Source organism: Paenalcaligenes hermetiae, from assembly GCF_039543645.1.
Lineage (GTDB): Bacteria > Pseudomonadota > Gammaproteobacteria > Burkholderiales > Burkholderiaceae_B > Paenalcaligenes > Paenalcaligenes hermetiae.
The window spans coordinates 167,299-187,793 of record NZ_BAABKD010000011.1 but is presented as its reverse complement, the minus strand read 5'-3'; the positions used below and the strand labels follow the sequence as shown (position 1 = coordinate 187,793).

General features: G+C 46.0%; 18 protein-coding genes and 1 pseudogene. 7 read left to right on the top strand and 12 right to left on the bottom strand.

Features of this window, described 5'->3' with window-relative positions; translation table 11 throughout:
- Window positions 1-3: 3 nt before the first annotated feature.
- The 6 genes from ABD980_RS10075 to ABD980_RS10050 form a co-directional block, all read right to left on the bottom strand.
- Entirely contained in the window at window positions 4-1,128 is a 1,125-nt protein-coding gene (locus tag ABD980_RS10075) for a branched-chain amino acid ABC transporter substrate-binding protein (protein ID WP_377536230.1), read from the bottom strand.
- A 110-nt stretch (window positions 1,129-1,238) separates the two neighbouring features.
- The gene (locus tag ABD980_RS10070) at window positions 1,239-1,748 is read right to left on the bottom strand and encodes a Dps family protein (RefSeq protein ID WP_300646808.1); all 510 of its coding nucleotides are present in this window, start codon (window positions 1,746-1,748) and stop codon (window positions 1,239-1,241) included.
- A 96-nt stretch (window positions 1,749-1,844) separates the two neighbouring features.
- Complete coding sequence (locus tag ABD980_RS10065; RefSeq protein WP_345371449.1) at window positions 1,845-2,768, bottom strand: LysR substrate-binding domain-containing protein; 924 nt, start codon at window positions 2,766-2,768, stop codon at window positions 1,845-1,847.
- On the bottom strand, window positions 2,769-4,841 hold the full coding sequence (recG, locus tag ABD980_RS10060) for an ATP-dependent DNA helicase RecG (protein WP_345371447.1): 2,073 nt from the start codon (window positions 4,839-4,841) through the stop codon (window positions 2,769-2,771).
- A 13-nt stretch (window positions 4,842-4,854) separates the two neighbouring features.
- Entirely contained in the window at window positions 4,855-5,241 is a 387-nt protein-coding gene (locus ABD980_RS10055) for a Rid family detoxifying hydrolase (RefSeq protein WP_260648752.1), read from the bottom strand.
- A 79-nt stretch (window positions 5,242-5,320) separates the two neighbouring features.
- Entirely contained in the window at window positions 5,321-6,097 is a 777-nt protein-coding gene (locus tag ABD980_RS10050) for a ferredoxin--NADP reductase (protein WP_345371444.1), read from the bottom strand.
- Window positions 6,098-6,363: 266 nt separating this feature from the next.
- On the opposite strand from ABD980_RS10050, the gene ABD980_RS10045 reads away from it, so the two are divergent.
- From ABD980_RS10045 to ABD980_RS10035, 3 genes are all read left to right on the top strand, one after another.
- Entirely contained in the window at window positions 6,364-7,404 is a 1,041-nt protein-coding gene (locus tag ABD980_RS10045) for a Fe(3+) ABC transporter substrate-binding protein (protein WP_377536229.1), read from the top strand.
- 91 nt (window positions 7,405-7,495) lie between these two features.
- Window positions 7,496-9,166: an ABC transporter permease gene (locus ABD980_RS10040; protein WP_345371442.1), complete on the top strand. Its 1,671-nt coding sequence runs from the start codon at window positions 7,496-7,498 to the stop codon at window positions 9,164-9,166.
- Between the two features lie 3 nt (window positions 9,167-9,169).
- Window positions 9,170-9,964, top strand: a complete 795-nt coding sequence (locus ABD980_RS10035) for an ABC transporter ATP-binding protein (protein WP_345371440.1) — start codon at window positions 9,170-9,172, stop codon at window positions 9,962-9,964.
- A 20-nt stretch (window positions 9,965-9,984) separates the two neighbouring features.
- Here ABD980_RS10035 and ABD980_RS10030 read toward each other — a convergent pair whose 3' ends face one another.
- The 5 genes from ABD980_RS10030 to rph form a co-directional block, all read right to left on the bottom strand.
- The gene (locus ABD980_RS10030) at window positions 9,985-10,278 is read right to left on the bottom strand and encodes a hypothetical protein (protein ID WP_300646804.1); all 294 of its coding nucleotides are present in this window, start codon (window positions 10,276-10,278) and stop codon (window positions 9,985-9,987) included.
- Between the two features lie 145 nt (window positions 10,279-10,423).
- The gene (gene glnA / locus ABD980_RS10025; RefSeq protein WP_260648757.1) at window positions 10,424-11,839 is read right to left on the bottom strand and encodes a type I glutamate--ammonia ligase; all 1,416 of its coding nucleotides are present in this window, start codon (window positions 11,837-11,839) and stop codon (window positions 10,424-10,426) included.
- Between the two features lie 113 nt (window positions 11,840-11,952).
- Window positions 11,953-13,161, bottom strand: a complete 1,209-nt coding sequence (hemW, locus tag ABD980_RS10020; protein ID WP_345371436.1) for a radical SAM family heme chaperone HemW — start codon at window positions 13,159-13,161, stop codon at window positions 11,953-11,955.
- Window positions 13,161-13,769, bottom strand: a complete 609-nt coding sequence (gene rdgB, locus ABD980_RS10015; protein WP_345371434.1) for an RdgB/HAM1 family non-canonical purine NTP pyrophosphatase — start codon at window positions 13,767-13,769, stop codon at window positions 13,161-13,163. The genes hemW and rdgB overlap by 1 nt, the downstream gene beginning before the upstream one ends.
- 10 nt (window positions 13,770-13,779) lie before the next feature.
- Window positions 13,780-14,514, bottom strand: a complete 735-nt coding sequence (gene rph / locus ABD980_RS10010) for a ribonuclease PH (protein WP_345371431.1) — start codon at window positions 14,512-14,514, stop codon at window positions 13,780-13,782.
- A gap of 87 nt (window positions 14,515-14,601) precedes the next feature.
- Between rph and ABD980_RS10005 the strand changes: the two genes are divergently transcribed.
- The 4 genes and pseudogenes from ABD980_RS10005 (at window position 14,602) to ABD980_RS09990 (ending at window position 17,878) form a co-directional block, all read left to right on the top strand.
- Entirely contained in the window at window positions 14,602-15,531 is a 930-nt protein-coding gene (locus ABD980_RS10005; protein ID WP_345371429.1) for a YicC/YloC family endoribonuclease, read from the top strand.
- A gap of 100 nt (window positions 15,532-15,631) precedes the next feature.
- Window positions 15,632-16,708, top strand: coding sequence for a tyrosine-type recombinase/integrase (locus tag ABD980_RS10000; protein ID WP_345371427.1), 1,077 nt, complete (start codon window positions 15,632-15,634; stop codon window positions 16,706-16,708).
- A gap of 16 nt (window positions 16,709-16,724) precedes the next feature.
- Window positions 16,725-17,439: pseudogene (locus tag ABD980_RS09995) on the top strand (recombination directionality factor); the annotation flags it as partial.
- Window positions 17,440-17,518: 79 nt separating this feature from the next.
- Window positions 17,519-17,878: a JAB domain-containing protein gene (locus ABD980_RS09990; protein WP_345371425.1), complete on the top strand. Its 360-nt coding sequence runs from the start codon at window positions 17,519-17,521 to the stop codon at window positions 17,876-17,878.
- A gap of 96 nt (window positions 17,879-17,974) precedes the next feature.
- Here ABD980_RS09990 and ABD980_RS09985 read toward each other — a convergent pair whose 3' ends face one another.
- Entirely contained in the window at window positions 17,975-20,494 is a 2,520-nt protein-coding gene (locus ABD980_RS09985) for a DEAD/DEAH box helicase (protein WP_345371423.1), read from the bottom strand.
- Window position 20,495: the final 1 nt, after the last annotated feature.

The following is a 20,495-nucleotide window of genomic DNA, read 5'->3' as shown; positions in this document are numbered from 1 at the left end:
CGCTTATTGAGCAAAAACGGATTTAGAGCCGTCTTTATGCCAAGTAAACACATCAAATTTAAACTCTTTTAAATCACCCTGCTCATTCCAAGAAATGGTACCAATGGGGGTATCAACAGAGTTTGCATGGAGATATTCTGCCACGGCGATGGGGTCGTCTTTACCAGCCCCCTCTAATCCCGCTACCAATGCTTGCACCGCAGAATAGGCTGTCATTTGGAAAGCACCACCTGGATCACGACCTTTGTCTTTAAAGGCTTTAACTAGTGCTTCGTTGGCCTCGTCTTTAGTGAAATCTGCTGGCAAGGTTACGAGCATGCCTTCTACTGCATCACCAGCGATAGCATTAATATCCGGGTTCCCCGCACCCTCTGGGCCCATAAAAGTAATACCCAAATTCTGCTCTGCACCCTGACGTAGCAACAAACCCATTTCTGGGTGATAACCACCGTAGTACACAAACTCGGCACCAGAGCCTTTTAGTTTGGTGATAACAGCAGAGTAATCGCTATCGCCCGCATTAATCCCCTCGAAAAGCACCACATCAATATTGGCTTTTTCTAGATCGTTTTTAACGGCGGTGGCAATCCCTTGGCCATACGACTGTTTATCATGCAAAACAGCGACTTTTTTGGGTTTAATTTGTTCAATGATGACTTTAGCTGCGGCGGGACCTTGTTGGTCATCACGACCGATAGTGCGGAAAATGGTTTCGTAGTTTTTACCTTCGGTAACCGCTGGTGCTGTGGCCGAAGGTGAAATCATGATGACACCCTCGTCATTATAAATATCCGTGGCGGCAATCGTAGCGCCAGAACAAACATGGCCAACGACATAGCCAATGCCCTCGTTGACAACACGGTTTGCCACAACAGGCCCCTGTTTAGGCTCACACGCATCGTCCATGACGACCACTTCAATTTGTTTACCTAACACACCGCCTTTGGCGTTAATTTGTTCTACCGCTGTGTCTACACCCTGTTTGACCATCTCACCATATTGGGTGAGCGCACCGGTAAAAGGACCGGCAACCGCAAATTTAATGGTGTCAGCAAAAGCCGCAGAGCTTGCAAGCATACCAGCAGCTAAACCTAATGCTGCCGCTAAAGGGGTAATACGAATTTTCATAAAAGAACCTCCCATAAGTGCTGCCAGCATACACCGTTTTTTAATCTTTGTTGCAAATTCTAAGCCAAATCTAGGGTTTACGACTAGATTTGGCTCATGGGGAAGAGCTATTAGGCGAGCAAGCTGCGTAGCATCCACGCTGTCTTTTCATGTACATCCAAACGTTGCGTCAAAATATCCGCTGTCGGTTGATCATTAACCGCATCCGCACACTCAAATGCGCTCCGTGCAGTGCGAGCGACGGCTTCATTTGCCTGTAATAGCAGATTGATCATTTCTTCGGCGCTTGGTACAGAGGTTGGCTCGGCAATAGAAGACAGTTTAGCGAACTCGGCATAAGTACCAGGAGCAAAGTGACCCAAAGCGCGGATACGCTCTGCGATATCATCTAAAGCCTGCCATAGCTCAGTGTATTGGTCCATGAACATGGTGTGCAAGGTGTTGAACATGGGGCCAGTGACGTTCCAATGAAAGTTGTGCGTCATCAAATACAAAGTATAAGAATCGGCTAAAACCTTGGATAGCTCCGTGGCGACTTTAGCACGGTCATCTGCACTAATGCCGATATTTACGGGAACCTGATCGGTATGTGCTACGTTAGTTTTCATTTTTTTCGCCATGTTGAACTCCTTTAATAGTAAAAAGGCTATGTATTAAGATTACCACGCTTAAATAAATAGGGGCGATTATTTATCTATCGCCCCTATTAATAAAAACTATAAGTAATGCACGTTTTGTAAGCCACACTGCAACACCGCATCGGCCAAAGCCTCTACTGCTGCGGTGCGTGGAAAGCTTTTACGCCATATCAATGCAATCCGGCGATCCGGCACCGGCTCACTAAACGGAATGTACTCTAATAAGGCATTGTCTTGTGCAGGAGTACTGAGTGCAGTAGCCGGCAAGACCGTTACCCCAATCCCTGTCGCAACCATATGCCGAATGGTTTCTAATGATGATCCTTCAAAAGTTCGCTGTATGCCCTCGCTGCTAGCCGAAAAGCGAGACAATTCAGGGCAAACATCAAGCACTTGATCTCTAAAACAATGCCCTGAGCCCAGAAGCAGCATGGTCTCATTTTTTAATTCTTGGGCATCAATGTGTGAACGCCCCTGCCAAGGATGGTCATGCGGCACAGCCACTACAAAAGGCTCATCGTATAAGGGTTTGACCATAAACCCTGTTTCGGGTAGAGGCAACGCAACAATGGCGGCATCAATTTCACCCTGACGTAATAGCTCTAATAAACGCACCGTGTAGTTTTCTTGGAGTACTAGCGGCATATCTGGCGTGAGCTGAATCTGTTGAGGCACCAATAAAGGTAACAAGTAAGGAGCAACGGTATAAATAATCCCCACACGCAGCGGGCCAGATAGCGGGTTTTGTCCCTGACGAGCAATCTCTTTAAGATTCGCGCCCTCTTCTAGCACTTTTTGTGCTTGTTCAATAATGCGCAAACCAATGGGTGTAATACCGACCTCGGCGCCACCCCGCTCAAAAATCACCACATCCAGCTCTTCTTCTAGTTTACGAATTGCCACAGACAAGGTGGGTTGACTTACAAAGCAGGCTTCTGCCGCACGACCAAAATGGCGCTCTCGTGCTACAGCAACAATATATTTTAATTCCGTTAATGTCATTTAACTACGTAACAACTCTTCTTTTGTCCCCAACCATCGCGCCACATGACGTGTTGCTACAGTAGGGTGTTTTTCATAAAGATAAGACGCACAGGCTTTGGCCTGCTCTATCAAATCAGCGTCTTGTTCTAGGTTAGCAAATCGTAATAGCATTTGCCCAGATTGTCGTACCCCAAGAAATTCACCCGGTCCACGCAAAGCAAGATCACGCTCCGCTATCTCGAAACCATCAGTGGTTTCATACATAGCGCGTAAGCGTTGCCGTGCTATCGCAGACAAAGGGTGCTGATACATTAAAATGCAATAAGACTGCTTGGCCCCACGGCCAACACGGCCTCGCAGCTGGTGCAATTGAGCCAGCCCAAAGCGCTCTGAATGTTCAATGACCATAATTGTGGCATTGGGCACATCTACGCCAACCTCAATCACTGTTGTCGCAACCAATATATCTAACTGGGCCAGCCTAAATGAATCCATGACAACATTTTTTTCTGCGCTACTCATACGCCCATGTAGTAAGCCAATGCGTAAACCAGGCAAAGCTTGGGTCATTTGCTCATAGGTATCCTCGGCCGTTTGCAGTTGTAGCGCTTCGCTTTCCTCGATTAAGGGGCAAACCCAATAAACTTGCTGCCCTGCTTGTACAGCAGCCTGTATGCGTTGCATCACCTCATCACGCCGGTCGGCGACGACAAGCTTTGTTTGCACAGGACTGCGCCCAGGAGGAAGTTCGTCGATAATTGAAACATCCAGATCAGAATAAAAAGTCATGGCTAACGTCCGGGGAATAGGCGTCGCACTCATATTTAACTGATGTGGCAATAAGGTTTGACCTTGATCATCAAGACTACGGAGACTATCAGCGGCTTTACGACTCAGGTCTAAACGTTGTGTTACACCAAAACGATGCTGCTCATCTAAAATGACTAAGCCTAGACGCGCAAACTGTACTTTGTCTTGAATTAAGGCTTGGGTTCCAACGATAAGTTGGCTTTGGCCCTGTGTGATGGCTTCGTAAGCATGACGTCGTTGCGCCATTGTCAGACTCCCGCTTAACCAGCTTACGGTTATACCTAAAGGAGCTAACCAGCCCTGAAGTTTTTGATAATGCTGCTCAGCCAAAAGCTCTGTAGGAGCCATTAACGCCACTTGATACCCCTGCTCAATGGCTTGTACCGCCGCAAAAGCCGCTACCACTGTTTTACCGCTTCCTACATCGCCCTGAAGCAAACGATGCATGGGTTGCGCTCGCTGCATATCCGCAGAGATTTCCGCAATGACACGCTGTTGCGCAGCAGTTAAATGAAAAGGCAATTGATGTAATAGCTGAGAAGCAAGACCTTGAGAGGCAGCAATTGCAGGGGCTTTTAGTTTGGCGCGACGAGCACGAGCCGCGGCTAAAGATAGCTGCTGAGCCAATAGCTCATCGAATTTAATGCGCTTCCATGCGGGATGTGTTTGATTTAATAACGCTTGGCTTTGCTCCGCAGCAGGATAATGCAATGCTCGCACGGCGTGCGCAAACTCCCATAAATCATATTGTTGTCGCACACTAGGGGGGAGCGTGTCGTCAAGCTCAACGTCCTCTAGAGCTTGAAGAATCGCCTTGCGTAAAGCCGGCTGTGATAAACCTTCGGTAGTAGGATAAATGGGAGTGAGCGTCGTCGCTAAGGGAGCACCAGCCTGTGAGACCTTGGGGTGTACCATTTCAATGGCTGTTTGAAAACCTCGACGTACCTCTCCGCGTAAACGCAAAGTCTGGCCAACTTGGAACTGTTTGATCTGGTTCGGATAATAATGCAAAAGGCGAACCATGAGTTCGCCACTGGAGTCTCGTACCAAGGCCTGTAATTGACGGCGCGGTCGTTGCACAATATGTTGTTGTACTACCGTGCCCTCGATTTGTGCATATTCGCCTACGGCAAGCGAGGCAATAGGATAGATTTGGGTTTGGTCCTCGTAACGCAAAGGTAAATGCACCACAAAATCCATCGGTTTTACCAAGCCCAGCTTGGCTAAGCGCTCTGCTAGGCTCGGTTTTTTTGCGGTTTTTTTGCTTGTGGTGTCGGCCAATGCCCTACCTCAATCAAATAACAACAATCGCCTCAACTTCGAATTGAGCGTTTTTAGGCAAGCTAGCTACCCCTAAAGTAGAGCGTGCAGGATAAGGCTGTGGCATGACTTCTGCCATGATGGCATTAACACTGGCGAACTTACTAAGATCGGTTAGAAATAAGTTTAATTTAACCACCTGCTCTAACGACCCTCCAGCCGCCTGAATCACAGCAGCCATGTTTTCAAAACATTGACGAACTTGTGCCTCAAAATTATCCGATACCAGCTCACCGGTTTTGGGATCCAGACCAATTTGCCCTGACACATAAACTGTTTTGCCACCGGAGACGGCAACCGCTTGTGAATAGGGACCAACTGCGGCCGGTGCCGCCTCTGTTTGAATAATTTGTTTACTCATAAATGGCCTTTAGGCAAAAGTTAGAACAACCTTGATTTTACGCAGCAAACACGTAAATTAACAAGTCAAAAACCCGTGCTTATTTTTCTACAAAAGCACGCTCAATGACATAGTCACCAGGCTGCCCTACCCCAGGGGAAATTTCCATGCCGCGCGCATCTAATAACGCACTAATATCCTCTAGCATAGCGGGGCTACCGCAAATCATGGCGCGGTCTTGTTTTGGGTCAATTTCTGGTAGTCCAATATCAGTAAAGAGCTTACCGCTTTCGATCAAAGTCGTGATGCGGCCCTCGTTGCGAAATGGCTCACGGGTGACAGTAGGATAATAAATGAGCTTTTCTTTGATCAAATCCCCAAAATATTCATTGTTGGGTAATTCGTTTTCGATAAAATCTTTGTAAGCCAGCTCGCTGACGTAGCGTACCCCATGAATCAACACCACTTTTTCAAAACGCTCATACGTTTCTGGGTCTTGAATGATACTCATATAGGGGGCTAACCCAGTGCCTGTACCAAAAAGATAAAGGTTGCGCCCGGCACGTAAATCATCCACAACAAGCGTACCAACCGGCTTGCGACTCATAAGAATTTTATCGCCAACCTGCAAGTGCTGTAAACGCGAGGTTAAGGGGCCATCAGGTACTTTAATGCTTAAAAACTCAAGATGTTCTGCATAGTTGGGGCTGGCCACACTATAAGCGCGCATCAACGGTTTGCCGTCGACCTCTAGACCAATCATCACAAAGTGACCATTGGTAAAGCGCAATGACATATCGCGTGTTGTTGTAAAAGAAAATAAAGTATCGTTCCAGTGATGCACACTAAGTACGGTTTCTGTATTAAATGCTGCCATAAGTCAAAAATAGAAAAAGAGAAGAATTTGGCCTAAGTTTACCCCGTTATGCGGGGATAACCCTAATTATTTGAGTGGTCACCATACAAAACTTGATCTAAAGAGGTCTTTAATACAGATCAAAGTTCTAGCAATTAGTTCCCATAAATGAGCATTAACCTCTTGAGCCTCGCCTCAGAGTCTGCTATTGTTGCACTCAATGATGATAATCATTATCATTTAAAGTTAATACTTAAAACATATTTCGTCATCGTTGGAGTAAACGAATGCGTCTCAAAACCTCTTTGCGAACCTTAATGGGTAGTTTAGCTGTTGCTACGATGGGGCTATCGGCAGCGCCCGCCATGGCTGCTGATGAAATCAATATCTACACCACCCGTGAACCTCGTTTGATTTTACCCATTTTGGAATCGTTCACGTCTGACACCAACATTAAGGTTAACACCGTATTTGTAAAAGACGGTCTAATTGAGCGCGTCAAAACCGAAGGGGAGCAATCTCCTGCCGATATTTTAATGACGGTGGACATTGGAAATTTACTGGACTTAGTCGAAGCCGGAGTAACACAGCCGGTTGAGTCCAAGGCATTAACCGAAGCCATTCCTGCGCATCTACGTGGTGAGGATAACCAATGGTTTAGTCTATCCATGCGTGATCGCGTGGCTTATGTCGCCGCCGACATGGACGATGTAACCGAACTCACTTATGAAGATTTTGCTGACCCGCGCTGGAAAGGCAAAGTTTGCATCCGTTCTGGTCAGCACCCATATAACACGGCTTTAATTGCTGCCATGATTGCACACAATGGCTCAGAAGCTACCGAACAATGGCTCAAAGGTGTTAAAGCGAATCTCGGGCGTAAAGCTGCTGGTGGCGACCGTGATGTTGCACGTGATATTTTAGGCGGCATTTGTGATGTGGGCATTGCAAACGCGTATTATGTTGGTCGCATGAAAAACGCAGAACCCGGCTCCGACTCCTACAAATGGGGCGAAGCCATTAAAGTGGTTCGCCCTACATTTAAACAAAGCGGTGGCACGCATGTAAACATTTCTGGGGCAGCAGTGGCTAAACACTCCCCGAACAAAGAGAATGCGGTTAAACTGCTAGAGTATTTGGTTTCGGATAAAGCACAAAGTCTCTATGCCAAAGCCAACTACGAATACCCGGTTAAAGCGGGAGTAGAACTCGACCCTACCGTCGCTAGTTTTGGCGAACTACATGTCGATAATCTTCCCCTCACAGAAATCGCCAAGCACCGTAAACTGGCTAGCGAACTCGTAGATAAAGTTGGATTCAATAACTAAATCTTCCTACTCTACGACTACGGCCGCTGCAGCTACGTTACAGGCTCAGCGGCCTCTGTGCGTTTATCACCCTTTCACTATGTTGTCTTCTATGCGCGCGCAGCAAAGCGTAGGTAAAAGCTGGTTCTTTTTAACTCTAGGCATTACCTGTTTAGTTTTAGCACCGGTCACCGTACTGGTTTGGCATGCTTTTCAGGGCTCCACAGAGCACTGGCAGTTGCTACTTAATCACGTGTTACCCGTGGCCTTTAGTAATACAGTGCTGTTATTAATAGGCGTGGGGGTTCTGGTTACCGCTCTTGGTGTAGGGAGCGCCTGGCTCATGACGGCCTATGCTTTCCCAACACGCCATCTTTTATCCTGGGCGCTGTTGCTACCGTTAGCGGTGCCCACCTACATTGTGGCGTTCGCCTACTTAGATATTTTGCACCCGATCGGCCCGGTGCAAACATGGATTCGAGAGCTACTGGGCTACACCAGCCCCCGTCAATTTCGTTTGCCTGATATTCGCTCGTTGCCCGGTGCGATTTTCTTATTAGGCTTTGTGCTCTATCCCTATGTGTATTTAAGCACTCGCGCTATGTTTGCTACCCAAGCAGCCAGTTTGCTTGAGGCCGCACGGGTCTTAGGCGAAAGTCAGCGTAGTGTCTTTTATCGAGTCGCCCTGCCTATGGCCCGCCCCGCTGTCGCCGTGGGCGTTAGCTTAGCGCTACTTGAAACATTAAATGATATTGGGGCCTCGGAATTTTTAGGGATTCAAACATTAACCGTATCCATTTATACGACCTGGGTCACTCGCTCTGATTTGGCCGGTGCGGCACAAATTGCACTATCCATGCTTGCTATTGTGGCTACCCTGATTATGGTTGAGCGCTATGGGCGGCGTCATCAGCGGTATAGTCAAAATCAGCGCTCTCACCCTGTACAACCTATCGCATTACGTGGGCTCCCCGCTCTGATTGCCATGTTGCTTGGCTGGACCCCCGTTATCATTGGTTTTGTTGCTCCAGCGCTTTATCTGCTCAGCGAAAGCTATAAACATTTTCATTTAGTTGGCGAGGTGTCAGATCAACTGCTTAGCAGCGCATGGAACACTATTCATATTGCTTTTATCGCTACGGCAGTCACTATTATTGTTGGGCTGATTGTGGCGTGGACGGCACGTACTGTTCGTTATGGCCAAAAGCAAGGATTCATTATTGCTTTATCTAAGTTTGCCTCCATTGGTTACGCCGTTCCGGGAACAGTATTAGCCATTGGCTTATTAAGCCCATTGGTTTTCTTTGATCAAAGCCTACAAACCGTCATTAATTGGTTTAAAGACACCCCACCCCAGCTTTTTTTAATGGGGTCTTCTGCTGCCTTAGTATTGGCTTATGTGATTCGCTTTTTAGCAATTGCGGCGGGGGGGATTGAAGCCGGTTTAGCTCGCATTCCCCCTTCTATTGAGCAGGCTTCTCGCTTATTAGGAGAAAGCCCTGCAGGCACCCTCAAACGAGTGCATTTACCCTTATTGCGCCCCGCTTTGGGAGCAGCCGCACTATTAATTTTTGTGGACGCCATGAAAGAGCTTCCTGCCACATTGATGTTGCGTCCAATGAATTTTGAAACGTTGGCGACTTGGCTATATGCCGAGGCGGCACGAGGCACCTATGAAGAAGGTGCAGTCGCTGCTTTAGCCATTGTGGTAGCTGGATTATTGCCAGTGGTATTACTGGCACGCTCCCAGCTAAAAACCACACGTGCTTCATTTAAAGGATAAGACATGACGTCATCCAACACGGCCTATTTAGATTTACAACAATTATCTTTAGCTTATGAAACGCCAGAAGGCTTAAAAACTGTTGTCAACCAACTAGATCTACAAGTCGATAAAGGACACATTGGTTGCTTACTAGGTGCATCTGGTTGCGGTAAAACGACCGTTTTACGCGCTATTGCAGGCTTTGAGCCTTTACGTCAAGGGCATATATATCTAAATGGGCAATTACTGTCTTCCCCAGAGCACACCATTGTCCCCGAAAAACGTCAGGTGGGCATGATGTTCCAAGATTACGCTTTATTCCCACATCTTAGTATTGAAAAAAATATCGGATTTGGACTGCGCAAATGGGACAAACATAAGCGACAAGAGCGTATCGAAGACATGTTACAGCTTGTGGGTTTAGAGGACTTGGCTAAGCGTTATCCACACGAGCTATCCGGGGGGCAACAGCAGCGTGTTGCTTTAGCACGGGCTTTAGCCCCTGAGCCTTCGCTACTATTATTGGATGAGCCTTTCTCTAATTTGGATGTAGACACCCGTGAGCGTTTAGCATTTGAAGTACGGGAAATTCTACAAAAAACGGGGTTAACCGCGATTTTAGTGACACATAACCAAGCAGAAGCTTTTGCTATAGCTGATCGAATCGGGGTAATGAAAGACGGTCAAATCGTACAGTGGGATACCGCGTATGGCTTGCACCACCACCCTGTGAATGATTTTGTAGCGGATTTTATTCGCCGCGAAGCTTTATTAAGCCAACGCGCCCAAGCCTTTGCTCGGGGCGAAGCGGCTTAAATCAATTTATTGGCCGGTGGTTAGCCACCAATACGAATCACCGGCTCAATAATAATTGCAGGTATGCTCACCCCATAACCAGAATGTCGCGGCGGCTTACTACGATATGCATGAGGATGGCCTCTGGGCTTACAATCACGCTTTTCTTTATAACGGCCGTTTTTCTTGTATTCTCTTTTCACTTTACAGTGCCCATCCCAGTATTCATATTTCTGGTTATGATGCCGGTGATGTTTGCTGTGCCAATGATCCGCACTGGCCGTATAACTCAACCCAAGTAAAGCACAGGCCAAAGCTACCTTTGCCATACGCATAACAGACTCCTATAACGTATTGATGTCCTTGAGTGTAGCTATAGAAACAGAAAAATGTTTGAGCAATTATGACAAAGCCATACCAATTGTCTATTTAAAAAGCCCATGAATTTCATGGGCTTAACTTTAAATGTAGAGTAGCAATCTATAGCGTGTAGTACATATCGAACTCAATAGGATGGGGAGTCATACGCATACGGGTGACTTCTTGCCTTTTCAGGTCGATATAAGCATCGATCATTTCATTGCTAAACACACCACCACGTGTTAAAAATTCGCGATCTTTATCCAAGTGCTCCAGAGCCTCTTCTAAAGAATGGCAAACGGCTGGGATTTTTGCGTCCTCTTCGGGAGGTAAATCGTATAAGTTTTTATCTGCGGCGTCTCCAGGGTGAATCTTATTTTGAATACCATCCAAACCCGCCATTAACAGTGCCGCGAAAGCAAGATAAGGGTTAGCCATAGGATCGGGGAAGCGGGCTTCTACGCGCCGTGCTTTGGGATTGCTAACGTAAGGAATACGAATCGAGGCAGAACGATTACGCGCAGAGTAAGCTAGCTTAACCGGTGCCTCGTAATGGGGAACCAAGCGCTTATAGGAGTTAGTGGTAGGGTTAGTAATGGCGTTTAAAGCACGAGCATGATGGATGATACCACCAATATAATAGAGCGCCGTTTCTGAAAGCCCGCCATACCCGTCACCTGCAAAAATATTAACACCGTCTTTCCAGATCGACTGGTGTACATGCATGCCAGAACCACTGTCACCCAGTACAGGTTTAGGCATAAACGTCGCCGTTTTTCCATACACGTGCGCCACATTATGCACAGTGTATTTCAAGATTTGGTTCCAATCTGCTCGTTTTACGAGCGTAGAGAATCGTGTACCGATTTCAACCTGCCCTGACGCCCCGACCTCGGAATGATGAATTTCCACTGGAACCCCTTGTTGTTCCAGTAATAAGCACATTTCTGAGCGAATATCATGATGATGATCCACTGGCGGTACAGGAGAATACCCACCCTGATGACGAGCTCTGTAGCCGGAGTTATTACGATTAGGGTGATCGATACCAGATGCCCACTGAGCGGTATCGGAATCAATTTTTACAAAGGAACCCGAGGGCTGATCATCCCAACGTACCCCATCAAAAATAAAAAACTCAGGCTCTGGACCAAAAAAGGCTGTATCGCCAATACCGGTTGCTTGCAGGTAAACCTCGGCGCGTTTAGCAATGGAGCGAGGGTCACGGTCATACCCATTTAAATCCGCCGGGTCAACCACATCACAGCTTAGAACCAATGTGGGCTCTTCACGAAAAGGGTCAAAGCGCACAGTATCTAAGTCGGGCATCAACAACATATCGGATGCTTCAATCCCTTTCCAGCCCGGCATGGACGACCCATCAAAAGCCACGCCACTTTCGATCAGATCTTCGTCAAAACGCGTTGCAGGAATAGTTAAATGATGTTCTCGTCCTAAAGTATCCGTAAAACGAAGGTCCACAAAGGCAATATCGTTTTCAGTAATCCGGGTTAGGATATCATCGGCGGTAGACATGAAGGCTCCAAATCAATTAGCAAATAAAGGGCTTTTACGACATGGCCCATTTAGTATCTTAAAGCATTCTGTTGTGAGTTCGGGCATTTTTTCGTTAAAAACATCAAAAATTGTTAGCCCACCTCGAGGAACATTTCTTGTAAATCATTTAAAAAGCGCCAGCCTAATGCAGAGGCTTGGATACGGGTGGGATGAGGGTCTAGTAACCCTTTGGCAATGGCTTGACGAATCGTAGGCAAAATGGTGGTTAAAGGCTGACCCGTACGCTCCTCAAAATACGTAGCCGGCACACCATGACGCAAACGTAAGGCATTTAACATAAACTCGAAGGGTAAATCCTGTGCATCCACCGTTCTGTCCTCGGCCAAATGGCTACCATCCCGAGCGGTGGCTTGATCCATCCATCGCTGCGGATTGCGTACCCGCGCCTGACGCACAATACGATCATGAAAAGATAACTTGCTGTGCGCACCTGGCCCGATACCTAAATAATCACCAAATTCCCAATAGTTAGTATTATGTACCGCTTGGTGGCCAGCTTGGGCATAAGCAGAGACCTCATAGTGCTCATAACCCTGCTCAGCAGTTAATTCGATTAACGCATCTTGCATCGCTGCGCTTTCATCATCGGAGGGCAATGGCGGGGGGTATTTAGCAAACACCGTATTCGGCTCTAAAGTCAGGTGATATAGCGATAAGTGCGAGGTATTAAAAGAAAGAGCTGTGTTTATATCCAGTAGCGCTTCTTCTACTCGCTGCTGTGGTAGCGCATACATCACATCTAAATTTACCCGCTCTACCGCATCCAGTGCAAAGCCTATCGCGGCTTTGGCTTGTTGGGCATCATGAACACGGCCCAAAGCAACCAAAGCCCGATCATTAAAGCTCTGAATTCCTAAAGACAAGCGATTCACACCGCTACGACCATATGCAGCAAATTTAGCCGCCTCTGCTGTGCCTGGATTGGCTTCGAGGGTAATCTCGGCATAAGGTTGCAGCGGCAAATAAGCACGAATTAAACTGATTAACTCATCCACTGCAGCAGCACTTAATAAGCTAGGCGTTCCCCCCCCAATAAAAACAGACACGATGGACCGACCCCACACTAATGGCAGGGCCTGTTCTAAATCCGCCTGTAGCGCGCGCAGATAATCTGCTTCTGGAATCGTATCTGGAGCCTGATGAGAGTTAAAATCACAATATGGACATTTACGCACACACCAAGGCACATGCACATATAATGCCAAGGGAGGCAAACTATTTAATAACGAGCTCTCGGCTTGCGCCTGTGGCCGTATTCGTACTACAGGTAGAGTATCCATTAGTTATGCAGTTCAGCTAAACGTTGTGCTAGAATTTTTAAGGCTTGAGCGCGATGACTAAAATGATTTTTTTGCTCTGCTGATAACTGTGCTGCTGTGCAATCTAAATCTGGCACATAAAAAACGGGATCATAGCCAAAACCGTTATCCCCTATGGGCTGATCTGCGATCTCACCCCACCAGACTCCTTCGGCAACAATGGGCCGCGGGTCTTCAGGATGATTCACATACACCAAGACAGAAACAAAACAGGCTTTACGTTGGGTTTGATTCTGCATACGCGCTAATAACAGACGGTTATTATCCGCATCCCCCTTACCTGCCTCATGTAGCTGCGCATAGCGTGCTGAATAAACGCCGGGGGCGCCGTCCAGCGCGATGACACACAACCCTGAATCATCGGCCACAGCTGGCATACCGGTAATAGCACTCGCGTGACGCGCTTTAGTCAGTGCATTTTCTAAAAAAGTGCCATAGGGCTCATCGGCTTCGCTGACACCTAACTGCCCTTGCGGTATGACGTGAAGCGACAAGGGCTCAAATAACGCCTGAAACTCCTTAAGTTTGCCGGGGTTGTTTGACGCCAACACGATTTTTTTTGTTTGCATGTTTTCCTCGTTAGTAGTGGATACCTTGATCCGCTAATGCTTGTTTTTGTAAAGCAATCAGCTCTGTAATCCCGTGCTGAGCATAATCTAACAACACATTCAGTTCGCTACGATCAAAACACCGCCCCTCGGAAGTGCCTTGAATCTCTACAAACTGCATCGCCCCATTCATCACAATATTGACATCGGCATCACAGCTAGAGTCTTCTTCGTAGTTTAGATCCAGTAGCGCATTGCCATCTTTCATCCCTACTGAAACCGCAGCCACATGGTCTTTTAGTGGATTAGTATCAATCACATCATTTTCTAATAAATGATTGACTGCTAAAGCCGCCGCAATCCACGCCCCTGTAATACTAGCGCACCGCGTACCACCATCGGCTTGCAGTACATCACAATCAATATGTATGGTGCGCTCGCCTAAAGCTGCTAAATCAAATACCGCACGCAAGCTACGCCCAATAAGACGCTGGATTTCTTGAGTACGCCCAGTTTGTTTACCACGGGCGGCTTCGCGGTCAGAGCGCGTATGGGTTGCGCGTGGCAACATACCATATTCGGCGGTAACCCAACCCTGGGCTCTGTCTTTAAGAAAAGGAGGCACTTTTTCTAGAATGCTTGCATTACACAATACATGGGTATTACCCATTTTAATCAATACAGAGCCCTCTGCATATTGACTAAAACCGGCTTCTATCTGCACTGAACGCAATGTTTTGCTGTCTCGATGATCACTTCGCAACATAGTCTTTCCTTATTCTAAAGGCTCTAGTGTACTATGAGCCACGCTCTCGCCTACAATAGATCTTTAGCTTTTGATGAGAGGATAACTATGATTCGCAGCATGACCGCTTTTGCTAATGCCCGCACGGAGTTTGAGTTTGGCACCCTAAGCATTGATATTCGTAGCGTGAACAATCGCTTTTTAGATTTACATCTGCGCCTACCCGAAGAGCTTCGTTTTAGCGAAGCCGCTATCAGAGAACAGTTAACCCAAACCTTGCAACGCGGTAAAGTAGAAATCCGAGTTCAGTTTCAGCGTGCTTTTAATGCAGAGCAAAATCAATTGCACCCAGAGCTACTTGCGCAATTAGCCGCCCAGCTGCAAGCGGCGCGTAACATTATCCCTGATATCCCTGCCCCACGTCTTAGTGAAGTCATCGCACTCCATCATCAAGAGCAAGGGCTCGATCACGAAGTCTGGCTACCGATAATCTTGCGTTGTCTAGAGAGCGCTTTGCATGATTTTCAAGCTGCCAAAGCACGCGAGGGACAACGCTTGGCCGAAGCCATGCAACAGCTTGCCGAGCAAATGAGCGAACATGTTCAAGTCGTAGAGCAACATTTACCGGATATTTTGCGCGAACAACAACAAAAGATTGCAGACCGTTTACACGAAGCACTCACAGGGGTAAGCCCAGATGGCTTTGCACAAATTAGCGGCGAAGAGCTGTCTGCACGCGTCGCACAAGAATCCGCACTATTTGGCTTGCGCGTAGACGTAGAAGAAGAACTAACCCGCCTACGTTCCCATATACAAGAGTTATATGTGATTTTAAAAAGCCAACCAACCGCCACCGCCAGCACCAACAAAACCCGTCGTGGTAGCATCGGCAAACGTTTAGACTTTTTATTCCAAGAAATGAATCGCGAAGCCAACACCTTAGGTTCTAAAGCCGGCTCCATCGAAGTCACCCGCGCTGCGATTGAATTAAAACTGCTGATTGAACAACTACGTGAACAGGCGCAGAATATTGAGTGAGGGTTAAGGGGCTCTACCGAAGGTAAAAAGTGGTGAGTACATTTTTGGAGGGTAGAAATGACTAAACTGACGAGCAAGCTGGTTGCAGCAAAGGTAAAAGGTGAGGCGGGTAGCTAATGGGCTGTATTTAGTTGTACCTAAGCGGGGACGAGCCTATTGGTCACTGCGCTACACCGCACACTCAAAGCGTAAACAAATGACGCTGGCCCCAGTGGATGACTTATCTTTAGCCGATGCTCGTGTTGAGGCCGCTTTAAAAAAGAAACAGTTGCGTAAAGGTCTTGATCCGCTGATTGCAAAAAAACAAGCGGAATATGCTTCTATTCATACGATTGACGAGCTGTTTGCAGATTGGCATGAGGGAAATATCAAACGCTTAAAGCATCACCAGATCCCACAGCGGGTGTGCATGCAAGACATCGCTTCTGTTATTAGAGAGATGCAGCCATCCAATATCACCGGGCGAGACATAAAGCAGATATTGCAAAACATTGTGGAAAGCAATAGACCTACGGTAGCTAATGATGCCCTACTCTACTGCAAACAGCTGTTTAACCATGCCATTAAGTTAGAGCTGATAGTTCATAACCCTGCTTTTGTTTTTTCAGTAGACGATGCGGGCGACGTGGAAAAAAGCAGAGACCGAGCACTTAACTTTAAAGAACTTACACAAGTTTTTATAAAACTCAGAGAGGAGTCAGACAGCTTCACACGTGATAACTATTTAGCCTGTGCGTTATTGGTGCTACTAAGCGTTCGCAAAGGTGAGCTAACTGAAGCGACGTGGAGTGAATTTAATCCAAAGACAAAAACGTGGTATTTGCCCAGTGAGCGCAGTAAGTCAGGAGTAGCCATTGATATTCCCCTACCCGAATTGGCTGTTCAATGGCTGAATGAGTTAAAGGTACGTTCTTTAGGATTTAATTATATCTTCCCTAATAGGCGCTCAAGCAAAATGCCTCACATGGGTAAAGACACCTTAAACCGAGCCATCGCCAAGCTATTCGGTAGAGAACCCGGCAGAGCTGTTCAGACTGAAAATAAAATGTGGAATATAGCGTATTTTACTGTGCAGGCCAATTCTGTACACACTGTAGTAATGAGTCTTCGTCATGGGCAACGTGTTCTTTGTACAAGAGCCAGTCTACTGTTGATAACAGCTCCATACCAAAAGTAGGCTCAAAACCATCAGTTGGACACCTCACCCCCTAGATAGTGCCTTGCGCAAGGGGGATGACAAACTACGCTCCATTCCTGTTCGCCGGCTATTTAACGAGCCAGACCTTAACCTACGAGCCGAATACAGCCTGTTTGACCGCACATCAGGCCGACCGCTTTGCATGGGTAATGGTGAGGTCTGTAAACGTGTCACACAAGACGGCATGCAGTCCTTGGTCTGCCCTGCTCCAGACCAATGTGAGTTTGGGCAAAGCGGTTACTGTAAGCCCTACGGACGCTTAAATGTGGTCATTGACCAAGACGATGAACTGGGTACCTTTATCTTTAGAACAACGGGTTTTAACAGTATCCGTACCCTTGCAGCACGACTGCACTATTACCATGCGGTATCTGGAGGCTTTTTAGCCTAGTATGCCCTTAGAGCTCAAGCTACGAGGCAAGAGCACGACGCAAAGCTTTAGGTCTGCCATCTACTACGTGGACATGACCCTGCGGGAAAGACTAAGCCTAGGGGAAGCCATTCAACAAGCCCGAGTATTACATCAACAGCGTCTCCAGTCGGGTTACGACCAAGCGGCTTTAGATAAAGCAGCAAGACAAGGCTTTGCCAATGGGGCTTTTGAGGACAATGAGGACGAGGCCTTAGAGGTTATCGAAGAGTTTTACCCTGAAGCCCACACACAAGCCCAGCCTACCCAATCCACGACCTTCGCTGAGAAGCTAGAATAACGTGCGACAGCTTAGCCCCTACATAACCAAACAACATAAACGCCACCCTAACAGGTGGCGTTTTTAACGTCTAAAGGAAATGATCATTCGTTATCACAAAATGAAAACCTGCCCCAAGTCTGGCCTGTACCTAATGGAGTCCAACGTACTTTCGGAAGCGGATATATTAACGATGGCAAACCAGCTCACTAGAAAGCGCCTAACGAAAGGCCGCCGCATCAGCAGTCCTCAAGCCGTTCAAACCTATTTGCAAAACTTACTACAAGACTATGAGCATGAGGTCTTTGCTGTGCTGTTACTTGGCAACAAACACAAAACAATTGGCTTTGAGGAGCTGTTTAGAGGCACTATCATCCAAGCCCCTGTTTATCCTAAAGATTTACAAAGAATAGGCTCGGACATGCCTTGTGTCATTTTATCAATCACTTCAATGATTTGAGTTGGCTAAGCTGTATACACGTAGCCCACATCCCCCTCTTAATTTTTATAAAAAGCATTCTTATTATGTTATATGGTTCGGGAGCCCTTTAAAAACTCAAGGTGAAACATTTTCATATATTGCTCCTGCTTCAGCAGCTGTAAGGGTCGTATCCCATAAACCAATCTCCTCACCCTCATGCCTATCTATTCCCATGTAATTTAAACTTGAGTCTTCATAACGTTTGAACTTATAGATAGCATCATTCATAAGTCCACTGTTAAAAACATTTAAACTCACAAGTAACTCAAAGTCAGCCTGTGTAAGCCCAGTAACACGTTTAAATAAACCAGGCTCTAACTGAGTAATAACATCTTTTAACGTGCGTTCTCTATAATCAGTAAGGTACATAAAAATAGGTATTCTTGTTGCAAACTTAATTAGCTTTTCTTGTACTTTTTTACGCAAGCTCTTGTATTCTCTTTCCTCTTTAGAAATTTCCTTTTTTTCTTTAGAAGTCATTTCATCATCATTTTTATCACGCTTTGCTTTTTTTACTGCTTCGGACTTATTGATAATCATTTCAATGTCTTGATTTAGCCCCCTAAAGCCTTCAATATTCATTAGCGCAGCCATAGCTTTTTCATTAGCCATTAAACGAGATAAGGTTTCATTATCAACGTTAACCAGCAGAGCGCTTTCCCACCTCCTAGCAAGCAAAGAAGCACTAGTACCGCTAGTAGCAATATCCAATATTTCACTTGCACTAATTTGCTTCATACTGCTTCCATCATAAGCAAGAACAGGTAAGAAGCTAACAAACTCTGCTACCTTTTGTTCTGGGCTGGTCTCATCAACATTTAAACGACAACTGTAATCAGCTATCTGTTTCAATGCTCGATCAGGAGCAAAGTCAAAAACGTAACAGACTTTTTTTATAACCTCTTCTTTATTTGGGCTGACCCCATCAGGGTTCTTGACTGTCCAGGGAGACTGAACTCGAAAAGCAGCTTGAAAATAAGTCTCAGGGCTCGATGAGTTACGTAGCATTAAAATGCCAGTCCAAGGCTTTACAGTTACCCCTGTAGTCAATTTACCGCAAGACAACGTGATTGTTTTACTCTTTAACGGATTACCCATGGCCTCTTCAACTGGAGGTAACGCTGCGGCACCAATACCTGCTTTATTGCCAGCCGCTACAATAATCTTATAGTCATGATAGAACTTATTTTGTGGCTGTTCTAAGAGATTTCGCATGGCATAGCACGATGCCACCGTAGGTAAAAACCAAAATGTATGCGATAACAAGTTTAGTAACCTTGCATCAGAGAATGGCATTGGTGGTTTTTTCCCACCCAGTTTTAAATCACTAATTAATGTTTCTTTAAAACTGCCACGTATAAGATTCAACCATTTCTGAACTTCATTCTGGTATTTGAACCTTGCCTCTTTCTCTTCCCCTGTAGCTGCGAAAAACTCATTTAAATCAAACTCATTAAACTCACCTTGGGATGCAATAACTCTTATTTCATCAGGTATTTGGTAGGTTAACATTACCATTTTAGGCAAGGCGGTATAAGGATTGTTATCACCTTTCCATTCTTTTTTAGCTCTTTGCTCATCTGAATAAGTCCAGTTGAAAATTTGCTCTTCAATAAACTCCCCTGATGCAATAGCTCGGAATGGGGTTCCAGATAAATATAAATAATGATCTGTAGTTATAGGAAGTATATCTTGATCAAAATACTCAATTCCCTCGCCCTCACCAAACTGAACCTCTGCTCTACCTTCTGCTTCAAATAGATCTTTGGCTTTATCACGCCAAGCACCATAATGATACTCATCAAAGATCACACAATCCCAATTAATTATATGAACCCACTCGTTATGTGTTTTGACTCCACCTGTTTTTTTATTTCGTCCCAAATAGTCTTGGAAAGATCCAAAACAAACAATAGGCGCATCTTTCTTTGCTTTTTCATAAGTAAGGTCACCATTACGCTTAATAAACTGCCAACCTTTAAAGTCAACATGACGATTAAGGTCTTCTTCCCACGCACTCTGCACTGCTGGTTTGAAAGTAAGCACAAGAATTCTCTTCCACCCCATTTTTTTTGCAAGCTGATAAGCAGTGAACGTCTTACCAAATCGCATTTTTGCATTCCACAAAAAACGGGGAATATTATTCCCATGTCCTTTGTTGTCTTTTTGGAAACTACGATAGTAACGGGCTGTCTTTTCGACAGCCTCCCTCTGCTCTGGCCTCATAGGAAAATCTTGATCACGAGTCATAGATAAGATTTCACCATTACGAACTGCAATGATGGCTGATCTTACATCTGACACTGAACACTTAAACCATTCGCCTTTGGGGTTGCTAAAACCAGCTTCTCTCAATGCTCTATGAACGTCATGATCACTAAAAGTTGTGCCATCCTCACGCATAGCTGACTTTTCTAATTCAATACGATAGGGCTTATTTCCTGGTCTTAATGTTGGATACTGCTGTCCGACTCGCCGCTCAGCTCCAATAATAGTGTAACCAATTTTTAATAAGCCAACGAGCTCGGGGTGAGAGTCAGAGTAGGCGTAAATAGTTGGTTGAATTTCCGACTTGTTAGGGAATAAGTTACTCACA

Bases quoted from the DNA above. Each gene is read 5' to 3' on its own strand.
- glnA (WP_260648757.1), bottom strand. From the start codon at position 11,839: ATGTCTACCGCCGATGATATCCTAACCCGGATTACTGAAAACGATATT.
- hemW (WP_345371436.1), bottom strand. From the start codon at position 13,161: ATGGATACTCTACCTGTAGTACGAATACGGCCACAGGCGCAAGCCGAG.
- ABD980_RS10065 (WP_345371449.1), bottom strand. From the start codon at position 2,768: ATGACATTAACGGAATTAAAATATATTGTTGCTGTAGCACGAGAGCGC.
- rph (WP_345371431.1), bottom strand. From the start codon at position 14,514: ATGTTGCGAAGTGATCATCGAGACAGCAAAACATTGCGTTCAGTGCAG.
- ABD980_RS10045 (WP_377536229.1), top strand. From the start codon at position 6,364: ATGCGTCTCAAAACCTCTTTGCGAACCTTAATGGGTAGTTTAGCTGTT.
- ABD980_RS10050 (WP_345371444.1), bottom strand. From the start codon at position 6,097: ATGGCAGCATTTAATACAGAAACCGTACTTAGTGTGCATCACTGGAAC.
- rdgB (WP_345371434.1), bottom strand. From the start codon at position 13,769: ATGCAAACAAAAAAAATCGTGTTGGCGTCAAACAACCCCGGCAAACTT.
- ABD980_RS10055 (WP_260648752.1), bottom strand. From the start codon at position 5,241: ATGAGTAAACAAATTATTCAAACAGAGGCGGCACCGGCCGCAGTTGGT.
- ABD980_RS10030 (WP_300646804.1), bottom strand. From the start codon at position 10,278: ATGCGTATGGCAAAGGTAGCTTTGGCCTGTGCTTTACTTGGGTTGAGT.
- ABD980_RS09990 (WP_345371425.1), top strand. From the start codon at position 17,519: ATGATCATTCGTTATCACAAAATGAAAACCTGCCCCAAGTCTGGCCTG.
- ABD980_RS10075 (WP_377536230.1), bottom strand. From the start codon at position 1,128: ATGAAAATTCGTATTACCCCTTTAGCGGCAGCATTAGGTTTAGCTGCT.
- ABD980_RS10040 (WP_345371442.1), top strand. From the start codon at position 7,496: ATGCGCGCGCAGCAAAGCGTAGGTAAAAGCTGGTTCTTTTTAACTCTA.
- ABD980_RS10070 (WP_300646808.1), bottom strand. From the start codon at position 1,748: ATGGCGAAAAAAATGAAAACTAACGTAGCACATACCGATCAGGTTCCC.
- ABD980_RS10005 (WP_345371429.1), top strand. From the start codon at position 14,602: ATGATTCGCAGCATGACCGCTTTTGCTAATGCCCGCACGGAGTTTGAG.
- ABD980_RS10035 (WP_345371440.1), top strand. From the start codon at position 9,170: ATGACGTCATCCAACACGGCCTATTTAGATTTACAACAATTATCTTTA.